Below are 11,600 nucleotides of genomic sequence, written 5' to 3' on the forward strand. Positions count from 1 at the left end.
ACCACCGCGACACCCCCCGCACCACCACGCCAAGCGGCCGCGACCCGGCCCACACGAGGAATGGACACACCGATGCAGACTGCCGTCATCCCCGACACCTGGCGCGGCGTCACCCCGGCGCCGATCTCGTCGACCGACGCCTACAACGGCTTCATCGCCGCCAACGTGATCTTCGCGCTGGACCGGATCGGCGTGCTGGAGCAGATCGGCCGCGGCGAGGCGCTGTCCGCCGCCACGGCCACCTCCCAGCGCGGCGACACCGCCCGCACCGAGGCCGTGCTGCGCGCCGCCGCCGACTACGGCTACCTCAAGGCCGACGGCGCCGGCTACCTGCCCACCGAGGCGGGCATCGAGATCGCCGCCGCCCGCGGCTACTTCACCTGGGCGGTCGGCGGCTACCACGACGTGTTCGGCCGCGCCGGGCACCTGAGCACCGGCTCGCACCACTACAACCAGGACGTGTACCGCGACGAGGCGATGGTCGCCCTCGGCTCCGCCCAGTGCGACCAGTCGATGTTCGCCGCGCAGCTCACCGACGTGCTCTCCGGCATCGACTTCCGCACCATCGCCGACCTGGGCAGCGGCACCTCCGCCCGGGTGCGCCGGGTGGTCTCCCAGCGCGAGGGCAGCCGCGGCCTGGGCATCGACATCAGCCGCCCGGCCACCGACATCGCCCGCGCCGACATCGCCGCCGCCGGGATGCAGGACCGGGTCACCGCCGTCCGGGCCGACGTGCTGGGCCTGCTCGGCACCCAGATCGACAACGACGCCGAGGCCGCCGAGGTGGCCGAGGTCGACACCGTGATGAGCTTCTTCCTGCTGCACGACCTGCTCGCCGACCCGAGTACCCGCTCCTCGATCTTCACCCGGATGCGCGAGGCCTTCCCCAAGGCCCGCACCTTCGTGCTCGGCGACACCATGCTGCGCGGCCCGGGCGAGTCCCAGAGCGCGATGCCGGTCTTCTCGGTCGGCTTCGAACTGGCCCACGCGATGATGGGCGTGCCGCTGCACACCAAGGAGACCTACGAGCAGCTGTTCACCGACGCCGGGCTGCGGATCGACCGGGTCGAGGCGCTGGCCACCCCGCACAGCTGGCTCTACGTCCTCCAGGCCGACTGATGGCCGCCGCAGCCGGGGCCGCACACCTGCTGGCCCAGAACGAGCACCCGTACCCGCCGCTGCCGTCCGTGCTGACCGCCCTGGCGGGGGCGGTCGGCGACCTGAACCGCTACCCGGACTTCCGCCCGGAGCGCTTCGCCCGGATCATCGCCGACTGGCAGGACGTCCCGGCCGCGCAGGTCGTGGTCGGCCACGGCTCGGCCGGCGTCGCCCTGGACCTCTTCCACTCCGTCGTCCGCCCCGGCGACAACGTGGTGCACTCGGACCCCTGCTTCGACGCGTACCCGCTGTTCTGCGCGATCGCCGGCGCCGAGTCCCGGTCCGTCCCGCTCGGCCCGGACGCCCGGCACGACCTGGCCGCGATGGCCGGCCGGGTGGACGGGCGCACCCGGATCATCGTGCTGTGCAACCCGCACAACCCGACCGGCACGGTCTACTCCTGGGCGGAACTGACCGACTTCTTCCGCAAGGTGCCGGCCACCGCGCTGATCCTGCTGGACGAGGCCTACGTCGACTTCGCCCGGGGCTGGGCCGCCCCGGCGGTGCCCGACCGGATCGCCGAGTGGCCCAACCTGGTGGTGCTGCGCACCCTCTCCAAGTCGCACGGCCTCGCCGCGCTGCGGATCGGCTACGCCGTCGCCGAGGAGTCGGTGGCGCGGCGGGTGCGCGACGTCCAGGTGCCGTACGCGGTGAACCGGCTCCAGGAGGCGGGCCTGCTGGCCGCCGTCGCCGCCCAGGACGAGGTGGACCGGCGGATCGCCGAGATCGCCGCCGAACGCGACCGGCTGCGGGCCGAACTGCTCGCCCTGGGCCGGTCGGTGCCGCCGAGCCTGACCAACTTCCTCTGGGTGACGGCACCTTCACCCGAGGAGCAGCTCCCGGTCAAGGCGGAGCTGGAGCGGCTCGGGGTGGCCGTCCGCTTCTACCCGGGCCAGGGCATCCGGATCGCCGTCGGCGAGAAGGACGCCGTCGACGCCGTGATCGAGGGCTTCACCCGCGCCCACCGGGCCGCCGGCGCACCGCCCCGCTAGGGCCTGTCCGGCGGATCTTGGCAGATCAGCGCGCGGCGTTGGGCGCCCGGCTGGGCGTGCGCCCGAGTCGGCCTCGTACTGGACGTACTTGGGCGATTCGGGCGTGCGTCCAGGCGGGATGCCCGGCGTCGCGCGCCTGGCAAGATCCGCCGGACAGGCCCTAGGCCTGCCAGACCCGCTGGACCCGCTGGACCCGCACCACCCACCGCACACGCAGCAGTCAAGGACAGGACAGGACATGCACCCACTTCTGGCGCGGCCGGAGTTCCGGCTCTACATCGCGGGACAGACGCTGTCCGTCCTCGGGGACAGCGCGCTCTTCATCGCCCTCGGCATCTGGGCCAAGGTCCTGACGGGGAGCAGCTCGGCGGCCGGTCTGGTCATGTTCTGCTACGCCGTCCCGATGCTGCTGCTGCCGCTCGGCGGCCTGGTCGCCGACCGGGTCCGCCGACGGCCGCTGCTGGTCGCGGTCAACCTCGGTCTGGCGGTGGCGGTTTCGCCGCTGCTGCTGGTCGACGGCCGCGGCCACCTGTGGATCATCTACGGCACCGCGGTGCTCTACGGGCTGGCCGGGGCCGTCCTCACCCCGGCCCAGAGCGCGATGCTGCGCACCATCCTGACGGAGCGTCAGGACTTCGGCGCGGCCGTCGGGTTCACCCAGACCATGCGGGCCGGCACCACCCTGGTCGCGCCGCTGGTCGGCTCCGGCCTGTACGGGTGGCTCGGCGGCCGGGCCGTCGCCCTGGTCGACATCGGCATCCTGCTCGCGGCCGCGCTCGCCTTCCTGGCGCTGCGGGTGCCCGAGTCCAAGCCGGAGCCGTCCGGGCGGCACTGGCGCACCGAGGTACTGGCGGGCTTCCAGCACCTGCGCTCCACCGCCTCGCTGCTGCCGCTGCTGATCGCGACCACCGCCACCGCGACCGTGCTCAGCTTCCTCCAGCCGGTGCTGTTCTCGCTCATCCAGCACGGACTGGGCCGCTCGCCGCAGTTCCTGGGCGTGCTGGAGACGGTGGAGGCGGTCGGGGCGCTCGGCGGCTCGGTGCTGGGCGGCGTCCTGATCGGCAAGCTCGGCCCCCGCAGGACCGTCATGCTCGGCTCGGCCACCTTCGGGGTCGGCGCCCTGCTGCTGCTGGCGCCCTCGGTGTGGGTGGTGGCGGCCGGTCTGCTGATCGCCGGGGCCGGCATGCCGGCCGGCGTGGTCGGCCTGGCCACCGCCGCCCAGTCGCTGACCCCGCCGCAGCTGATGGGCCGCACCCAGGCGGCCGTCAACCTCGCCCTCACCGCCCCGCAGGCGATCGCCATCGGCGTCGGCGCCGGCCTGGTGGCCGCGCTGGACTTCCGCACGGTGCTGGTCGCCATGGTGATCGGCGCGCTGCTGTCCGGCCTCTACCTGCTGGGCAAGCCCGACGCGGCGATCGAGGACGACGAGGACGAGGTGGAGTCGGCGGAGCAGCCCGCCGGAGAGCTCACCCCGGCCCAGGCCCAGGCCCCGGCCGAGGAGACCGAGCCCGCCCCGCGCCTCCAGTCCACCTGACCGTCCCGCACCTCCCGTCCCCGCACCTCCCGTCCCCGCACCACCCAGGCCCGCACCACGCCACCGGCCCACCCGGCGGCGGCCCTGCCGCACCGCACCGCCGCCGGGGCGGGCCTCCGCGCACTCCTCACGAGAGAGCCCCTCAGATGCCCGACCGTTCCTCTCCCGAGCTCCCCACCGACCTCACCGACCTCACCACCGACACCGGGGAGCCGCTCGAACTCGCCCTGGACCACGTCGAGTTCTACGTCACCGACCTCGCCGCCGACGTCGCCCGGCTGACCGCGGAGTACGGCTTCGACCTGCTCGTCCCGCCCACCGAGCGCGGCGCGAGCGCCGAGCGCTGCGTCTCCGCCCTGCTCGGCCAGGCCGCGATCCGGCTGCTGCTCACCCAGCCGCTGGCCGCCGGCCACCCGGCCACCGCCTACCTGGCCCGGCACGAGGACGGCGTGGCCGCACTGGCCCTGCGGGTCCCGGACGCCACCGCCGCCTACCGCGCGCTGACCGGGCGGGGCGCCGACGGGCTGCGCCCGCCGCAGGCCGCGGACGGCTGTGTCACCGCCGTGGTCGGCGCCTTCGGCGACGTGGTGCACACCCTGATCGAGCGGGACCCGGACGTCCCCGCCGACCGGATCCCCGGCCTGCCCGACGCACCGCCCGTGACCGGCGCCGCGGAGGTGGGCCTGCGCTCCGTCGACCACTTCGCGGTCTGCGTCCCCTCCGGCGAACTGCGCGCGACCGTCCGGCACTACCAGGAGGTCTTCGGCTTCCGGATGGTCTTCGAGGAGCGGATCGAGGTCGGCGCCCTCGGCATGGACTCGATGGTCGTGCAGAGCCCCGACCACAGCGTCACCCTCACCCTGATCGAGCCGCTCACCCCGGACGCCGGCGGCCAGATCGCCTCCTTCCTCGCCGACCACGGCGGCGCCGGGGTCCAGCACGTGGCCTTCTCCTCCCAGGACGCCGTCCACTCCGTCTCCACCATGGCCGCCCGCGGCGTGCCCTTCCTGCGCACCCCGAGCACCTACTTCGACGCCCTGCCCGCCCGGCTGACCCCGCTGCGGCACTCCTTCGACCAGCTGCGCGAGCTGAACCTGCTGGTCGACCAGGACCACGACGGCCAGCTGTTCCAGATCTTCACCCGCTCCCAGCACCCCCGCGGCACCTTCTTCTTCGAGGTGATCGAGCGCATCCGGGCCCGCAACTTCGGCAGCAACAACATCCGCGCCCTCTACGAGGCCGTCGAACTCCAGCGCAACGCCAGCGAAGTATCCGGATGAGCGCGCCGATCCTGACCCCGCCGGGCGCGGGCACCGCCGCGCCGCGGCAGCCGCTGTCCGTGGCCGAGTACGAGCAGGCGGCCCGGGCCGCGCTGAGCGCCCCGGTCTGGGACTGGCTGGCCGGCGGTGCGGAGCAGGAGCGCACCCTGGCCGCCAACCGGGCGGCCTTCGACCGGCAGGCCGTGGTGCCCCGGGTGCTCGCCGACGTCTCCGCCTGCGACACCTCCGCGACCCTGGTGGCCAGCCGCTCGGCCCTGCCGGTGGCGGTGGCGCCGATCGCCTACCACCGGCTGTTCCACCCCGAGGGGGAACTCGCCTCGGCCCGGGCGGCCGCCGCGGCGGGGGTGCCGTTCACCGTCGGCACGCTCAGCAGCGTCGGCTTCGAGGAGCTGGCCGCGACCGGGGCCACGCTCTGGTTCCAGCTGTACTGGCTGCGCGACCGGGCCCGGCTGCTCGACCTGGTCGCGGCGGCCGAGGCGGCGGGCAGCGAGTGCCTGGTCGTCACCGCCGACGTGCCGTACATGGGCCGCCGGCTGCGCGACGCCCGCAACGCCTTCGCCCTGCCCGGGGACGTCCGCGCGGCGCTGCTGGAGGGCGGCGCCGCCGGGCGGGCGCACCGGAGCACCGCCGAGGTCTCGGCGGTGGCCGCGCACACCGCCGAGCTGCTCTCCCCCGCCGTCACCTGGGCGGACCTCGGCTGGCTGCGCGAGCACACCCGGCTGCCGCTGGTGGTCAAGGGGGTGCTCGACCCGTCGGACGCCCTGCGGGCCGCCGAGCTGGGCGCCTCCGCCGTGGTGGTCTCCAACCACGGCGGCCGCCAACTCGACCGGGCGGTGCCCTCGTTGACGGCCCTGCCGGCCGTCGCCGAGGCGCTGGCCGGGCGCGGCTGCCAGGTGCTGCTGGACAGCGGGGTGCGTGGCGGCGCGGACGTGCTCACCGCGCTGGCCCTCGGGGCGTCCGGGGTGCTGCTCGGCCGCCCGGCGATCTGGGGCCTGGCGGCCGCCGGCGAACCGGGCTGCACCCGGGTGCTGGAGCTGCTGGCCGCCGAGCTTCGCCACGCCCTCGGCCTGGCCGGCTGCGCCGACCTGACCGCCGCCGCCGAGCTGCGCACCACCCCCCTGCCCTGCCCCGCCTGGAGTGCCCCGTGACCGTCACCGCCCCGCCGCACGAGCTGCGGCTGACCGACCTGCACCCCTCCCTCGCCGACCCGGCGATGACCTCGATGAACCTGCTCAACGAGATCTCCATCCGCTACCCGGAGGCGGTCTCCTTCGCGGCCGGCCGCCCGGCCGAGCAGTTCTTCGACCTGGACGCCGTCCACCGGTACCTGGACCGCTACACCGCGCACCTGCGCGGCGAGCGCGGCCTGTCCGAGGAGCAGGCCCGGCGCCAGGTGCTCCAGTACGGGCGGACCAAGGGGATCATCCACGAGCTGATCGCCGCGCACCTCGCGGTGGACGAGGGCATCGAGGTGCCCGCCGAGTCGATCGTGGTGACGGTCGGCTGCCAGGAGGCGATGTTCCTGGTGCTGCGGGCGCTGCGCCGCGGCCCCGAGGACGTGGTGCTGGCCGTCTCGCCCACCTACGTCGGGCTGACCGGCGCCGCCCTGCTGGCGGACCTGCCGGTGCGGCCGGTGGCCGACGGCCCGGACGGGCTCGACCTCGCCGACCTGCGTCGGCAGCTGGCCGACGCCCGGGCCGAGGGGCTGCGCCCCCGGGCGCTCTACCTGGTCCCGGACGTGGCCAACCCGAGCGGCGCCAGCCTGCCGCTGGACCTGCGCCGGGAGCTGCTGGAGCTGGCCGCCGAGGAGGACTTCCTGGTCCTGGAGGACAACCCGTACTGCGTGTTCGCGGGCGAGGAGCGGCTGCCCTCGCTCAAGGCGCTGGACACCGCACGGCGGGTGGTCCACCTCGGGTCCTTCGCCAAGACGGCCCTCCCGGGCGCCCGGGTCGGCTACGTGGTCGCGGACCAGCTGGTGGCGGACGGCGCGGGCGGCAGCGTCCTGCTGGCCGACCTGCTCGGCATGGTCAAGAGCATGACCACGGTGAACACCTCGCCGATCGCCCAGGCCGTGATCGGCGGCGCGCTGCTCGAACACGGCCACAGCCTGCGGGCCGCCAACACCGAGGTCGCCGCGCTCTACCGGCGCAACCTCGCCCTGGTGCTGGCGGGCCTGGCCCGGCGCTTCCCGCCGGGCGGCGGGGTGACCTGGAACGAGCCGCGCGGCGGCTTCTTCCTGGTGCTCACGGTGCCGTGCGTGGTGGACGACGCCCTGCTGGAGCTCTCCGCCTCGCGGTACGGGGTGATCTGGACGCCGATGTCCCACTTCTACCCCGGTGCGGGCGGGGAGCGCCAACTGCGGCTCTCCGTCAGCCAGGTGGACCCGGCGACCGTCGACCGGGGCCTGGACGGCCTGGCCGCGCTGCTCGCCGCCCGGTCCTGAGCCGGGGCGCCGAGGGGGAGGGCCTCTCCCCTCCCCCTCGGCGCCGAGGCACTACGGGATCGCCACCGCCGTGCCGGAGACCCGCACCCGGGTGTCCTCCGCCCGCAGTTCGACCCGCAGCACGCCCGGGCGCCCGAGGTCCTCGCCCTGGTGCAGGGTCAGCACGGCCGGGGCGGTCACCGCGCCCAGCTCGCGTAGGTAGGCACCGAAGGCGGCCGCGGCCGCGCCGGTGGCCGGGTCCTCGACCACGCCGCCGACCGGGAACGGGTCGCGGACGTGGAAGACCTCGGGGGCCTCGCGCCAGACCAGCTGCAGGGTGACCAGGTCGCGGGCGTTCATGAACGCGGCCAGCCCGTCGAAGTCGTAGTCCAGCCGGGCCAGTCGGGAGCGGGTGCCGGCGGCCAGCACCAGGTGCCGGGCGCCCGCGTAGCCGATCCGCGGCGGCAGCGCCGGGTCCAGGTCGGCGGCCGACCAGCCGAGCAGCGCGAGCGCCTCCTCGACGTCCGCCGCCGGCACCTCCTCGACCTTCGGCTCGACACTGGTGAGCGTCGCCCGCAGGCCGTCGGCGCCGCGCTCGACCTCGACCGGGACGTCCCCGGCCGCCGTGCCGAACACGTAGCGGCCCGGGCCGGACCGCTCGGCGACCGCGACGGCGGCGGCCACCGTCGCGTGCCCGCAGAACGGCACCTCCAGCAGCGGGCTGAAGTACCGCACGTGGTAGGCGCCCTGCTCACTGCCCGGGGTCAGGAAGGCGGTCTCGGAGTACCCGACCTCGGCGGCGACGGCGAGCATCCGCTCGGCGGTCAGTCCGGTGGCGTCGAGCACCACGCCGGCGGGGTTGCCGCCCTCGGGGCGGATCGCGAAGGCGGCGTAGCGGAGGATCTCAGGAGCGTCGTCGGTCATGACCGGACGAACGTGTTCCGGCCGCCCGCTGTTCCCGCCGTTCCCCTCGTCCACGTACGGCCCGCTCACCGCAGCACCGCCTCCAGGAAGTCCGAGCCGAGCCGGGCGCTGCCGGACAGGTCCAGCTGGTAGAGCATGTACCGCCCACGCCGCTCGGTGACCAGCAGCCCGGCCTTGCGCAGCACCGCCAGGTGGCGGGACACCTCGGGGGCGCTCAACTGCCAGGCCGCGGCGAGTTCGCCGGTGGTGTGCGGGCCGCGGGCGATGGTGCGGGCCAGCCGCAGCCGGATCGGGTGGGCGAGCGCCTCCAGCCGCTGCTGGACCAGCGCGAGCGAGACCGGCTCGGGCAGCCCGGCCTCGGCCACCGGGTACTGCAGGACCGGCCGCCAGCCCGGGGCGTGCACCGCCAGCAGGTGGGGGCGGCCGAAGGCGGTGGGGATGAAGGTGACCCCGTTGCCGTCGGTGCCGCTGGTGCCGGAGTCCTGGAGCTTGTCGATGACGATCCGCCGCCGCCCGCCGCTCTCGTCCAGGCCGACGGACGGCGACAGCGCGCCGATGGCCTCGGCCAGGCCGCGGCGGGCGAGCAGGTCGGCCTTGTGCCGGGAGTCCGCGGCCAGCCCGGGCAGGACCCGCTGCCAGGCGTCGGCGAAGAACGCCGACTCGCAGTCCTCCAGCATCCGGCGCACCAGCGCCCGGACGGCGGGCGGGTCGGCGAGCAGCCGGTCCGCGAAGGCCGCCTGCCGGGGGCCGCGGGCGAGGGCCAGCTCGCGGGCGCGCTCGTTGGCGGCGGGGTCGCTGAGCGGGGAGGCCGTCCGCCGGTTGAGCCGGGAGGAGCCGCAGGTGGTGATCAGGGCCGCGGTCACGTACAGCTCGTCGTCGACCCGGTCGACGGCGTCGAGCTCCTCGGCGAGGGTGGCGGCGGGCTGACCGGGCACCAGGAAGTCGGCCCGCGAGGACCGCCAGAGGAAGTCCGCCTCCAGCAGCCGCTCGGACAGCTCCGGCGGGATCGCCGTGGTGGTGGAGGCCGCCCAGCCCTGCAACGCCGGATGGTGCGCGGGCTCGGCGAGCACGTGCAGCATGGCGTTCAGCTCGGCGAGCGGCGAGGGCGCGAAGAGCAGGCGCTCCTCGGGCAGGCCGGTGATGTCGATGGTCACACTCACGATCAAATCCTGTCATCCCGCGGCGCCCCCTCCCACGCCGATTGACGCTAACCGTCAATCCACGCGACACGCGGCGCCACCTGGGCGGACCGTACCGGCCATGAGCCCGATCCAGGAGAAGTCCGGCCACGACACCGCCTCCGTCCCCACCAGCGAACCGCCCGCCCCGCCGACCGGCACCGGCCGGGGCGGCCCGTCCGCGCTGCTGGGCCTGCTGACCGCCGCCGGCGGCCCCCGGTACGCGGCGGCCGTCGCCGTCGACGCGGTGGGCGGCGGCATGCTGCGCCCGTTCCTGCTGCTGTACGGCGTCGGGATGCTCCACCTGCCCGCCGGGGCGGTCGGCCTGGCCCTGTCGGCCGGGATGGTCGCCGGGCTGGTGATGGTGCCGCTGACCGGCCGTTGGATCGACACCGGCGCCCGCACCCTGCCCGCCGCCGTCACCCTGCTGCTGCGGGCGGCGGGCGCACTGGTCCTGCTCGCCGCGGACGGGCTGCCGCTGTTCACCGCGGCGGCGGTGCTGTTCGGCATCGGCAGCCAGTCCTGGCCGACCACCCACACCGCCGTGGTGAGCACCCTGACCGAGGGCCGGCTGCGGGACGCGGCGCTGGCCGCCGGGCGCTCGCTGCGCAACGCGGGCATGGGCGCGGGCGCCCTGCTGGCGACGGTCGCGGTGGCCGGCGGGACGGACACCATCCGGGTGCTGGCCGGGCTGACCGGCACGGCCAGCCTGCTGGCCGCCGCCCTGGTGGCCTCGCTGCGGGTCCGGGCGCCGCAGACGGTGGCGGAGCGGGCCGGGGAGGCCGGGGACGGCGGTGAACCGCTGCGCCGGATCACCCTGTTGAGCCTGGCCAACCTGCCGTACGCGTTCTGCTTCGACGTGCTGGAGGTGGCGCTGCCCGCGCTGCTGGTGCTCCAGCTGCACGCCTCCGCGGCCTGGTCCTCGGGCGTGTTCGTGGGCAACACCGTGCTGGTGATCGCGCTGCAGCTGGCGCTGGTGCTGCGGTTGGCGAAGCACTCCCGGCAGTCGGTGCTGGCGGCCGCGGGGGCGACGCTGAGCCTGTCGTACCTGGGTTTCTGGGCGGCCGGGTCGCTGGGCGGGGTCCCGGGCACGGTGGGCATCGTGCTGGTGTCCGTGCTGTACACGCTCGGCGAGATCCTCTACACCGGCTCCGGTACGGCCCTGGTGGCGGCCATCGCGCCGCCGCACCTGCTGGGGCGGGCGCTGGCCCGCTGGGAGCTGTCGATGGGGGTCGGCCGGGCGGCGGCTCCGGCGGTGCTGACGGCGCTGCTGGCCGCGGGGCCGGGTCTGCTGTGGGGCGGGCTGGCGGTGACCACGGCGGTCGGGGCACTGGCGCTGCTGCGGCTGTCCCGTACGGAGGAGTAGCGCCCCGACCGTCGGTGGGATGATCATCCGCATGGTCCTGACCCCCTTCCAGCAGCAGCTCCGCGACCGGATCCTGGCTGCCGAGGTGATCCCCCCGCCGGCGCCGTGGCGGCAGGTCGGCCGGGGGATCGTCCCGGTCGGCGGGCTGCTCGGCATCGGCTTCGCCGTCCACCCCGACACCGGGCACGACCTGGTGCTGACCGTCTCCAGCAGCGGGCACGGCCTGTTCGACGCGGTGACGGGCGAGAAGCTGGAGCGCGAGTACGACCCGGAGGAGGACCCGGACGGCCCGGACCTCTCCTGCCCCGGCCTCGGCCCGGTCGCCAGCCTGCGGATCCCGGTGGCCGGCCTGTGGGGCGGCGGCCTGCACAGCGGGACGGACGACGGCTGGTCCGTCGACGTCCCGGCGCCCGAGTGGCCGCACCACCGCGTGCTGCTGGTCGGCGGCACGGCGCCCGAGCGGGGCGGGCAGCACGGGGAGACCTGGTGGCACGTCTTCCACTCCTCCTGGTCGACCTTCCGCACTGCCGGCTTCTCCCCCACCGGCCGCACCCTGGCCGTGGCCACCAGCAGCGACCTCACCCTCTGGACCAGGCACTGACGGCCGGGCACTGACGCCCGGGCGCCGACGTCCGGGCACGCCGGTGGGGGGGGGGGGCGCGGCCCGGGGCGCCCCCCCCCCCGGCGGATTAGGAGGGCGCGCACCGGGCGGGGGCGGGCGGGGGCGCCCCCCCCGCCCCGCGGCG

10 protein-coding genes are annotated in these 11,600 nt (G+C 75.6%); 8 read left to right on the forward strand and 2 right to left on the reverse strand.

All coding sequences use genetic code 11. From position 1 onward, the window contains the following. Positions 1 to 72: 72 nt before the first annotated feature. The 6 genes from ACFWXO_RS07245 to ACFWXO_RS07270 all read left to right on the forward strand — a co-directional run bounded on the left by ACFWXO_RS07245 (position 73) and on the right by ACFWXO_RS07270 (position 7,407). Positions 73 to 1,119: an SAM-dependent methyltransferase gene (locus ACFWXO_RS07245; protein ID WP_375891663.1), complete on the forward strand. Its 1,047-nt coding sequence runs from the start codon at positions 73 to 75 to the stop codon at positions 1,117 to 1,119. After that, a complete protein-coding gene (locus ACFWXO_RS07250) occupies positions 1,119 to 2,150 on the forward strand; it encodes an aminotransferase class I/II-fold pyridoxal phosphate-dependent enzyme (protein WP_380522690.1) in 1,032 nt (343 codons plus the stop codon). Before ACFWXO_RS07245 ends, ACFWXO_RS07250 begins: the two co-directional genes overlap by 1 nt. Positions 2,151 to 2,388: 238 nt before the next feature. Further along, complete coding sequence (locus tag ACFWXO_RS07255; RefSeq protein ID WP_380522691.1) at positions 2,389 to 3,684, forward strand: MFS transporter; 1,296 nt, start codon at positions 2,389 to 2,391, stop codon at positions 3,682 to 3,684. A 146-nt stretch (positions 3,685 to 3,830) separates the two neighbouring features. Beyond that, the gene (hppD, locus tag ACFWXO_RS07260) at positions 3,831 to 4,964 is read left to right on the forward strand and encodes a 4-hydroxyphenylpyruvate dioxygenase (protein ID WP_380522692.1); all 1,134 of its coding nucleotides are present in this window, start codon (positions 3,831 to 3,833) and stop codon (positions 4,962 to 4,964) included. Further along, positions 4,961 to 6,112: an alpha-hydroxy acid oxidase gene (locus tag ACFWXO_RS07265; RefSeq protein ID WP_380522693.1), complete on the forward strand. Its 1,152-nt coding sequence runs from the start codon at positions 4,961 to 4,963 to the stop codon at positions 6,110 to 6,112. Before hppD ends, ACFWXO_RS07265 begins: the two co-directional genes overlap by 4 nt. A gap of 65 nt (positions 6,113 to 6,177) precedes the next feature. Then, complete coding sequence (locus tag ACFWXO_RS07270; RefSeq protein ID WP_375891700.1) at positions 6,178 to 7,407, forward strand: PLP-dependent aminotransferase family protein; 1,230 nt, start codon at positions 6,178 to 6,180, stop codon at positions 7,405 to 7,407. A gap of 51 nt (positions 7,408 to 7,458) precedes the next feature. Here the strand turns inward: ACFWXO_RS07270 and ACFWXO_RS07275 are convergent, their stop codons facing one another. Both ACFWXO_RS07275 and ACFWXO_RS07280 read right to left on the reverse strand, forming a co-directional pair. Continuing rightward, positions 7,459 to 8,310: a PhzF family phenazine biosynthesis protein gene (locus ACFWXO_RS07275; protein WP_380522694.1), complete on the reverse strand. Its 852-nt coding sequence runs from the start codon at positions 8,308 to 8,310 to the stop codon at positions 7,459 to 7,461. A 65-nt stretch (positions 8,311 to 8,375) separates the two neighbouring features. After that, entirely contained in the window at positions 8,376 to 9,470 is a 1,095-nt protein-coding gene (locus ACFWXO_RS07280) for a DUF5937 family protein (RefSeq protein WP_380397212.1), read from the reverse strand. A 100-nt stretch (positions 9,471 to 9,570) separates the two neighbouring features. Here ACFWXO_RS07280 and ACFWXO_RS07285 point away from each other — a divergent pair, with 100 nt between their 5' ends. Beyond that, complete coding sequence (locus tag ACFWXO_RS07285) at positions 9,571 to 10,854, forward strand: MFS transporter (RefSeq protein WP_380522695.1); 1,284 nt, start codon at positions 9,571 to 9,573, stop codon at positions 10,852 to 10,854. Between the two features lie 19 nt (positions 10,855 to 10,873). Next, on the forward strand, positions 10,874 to 11,455 hold the full coding sequence (locus ACFWXO_RS07290) for a hypothetical protein (RefSeq protein ID WP_380522696.1): 582 nt from the start codon (positions 10,874 to 10,876) through the stop codon (positions 11,453 to 11,455). Positions 11,456 to 11,600: the final 145 nt, after the last annotated feature.

This window comes from Kitasatospora sp. NPDC059088, assembly GCF_042738155.1.
Taxonomy (GTDB): Bacteria; Actinomycetota; Actinomycetes; order Streptomycetales; family Streptomycetaceae; genus Kitasatospora.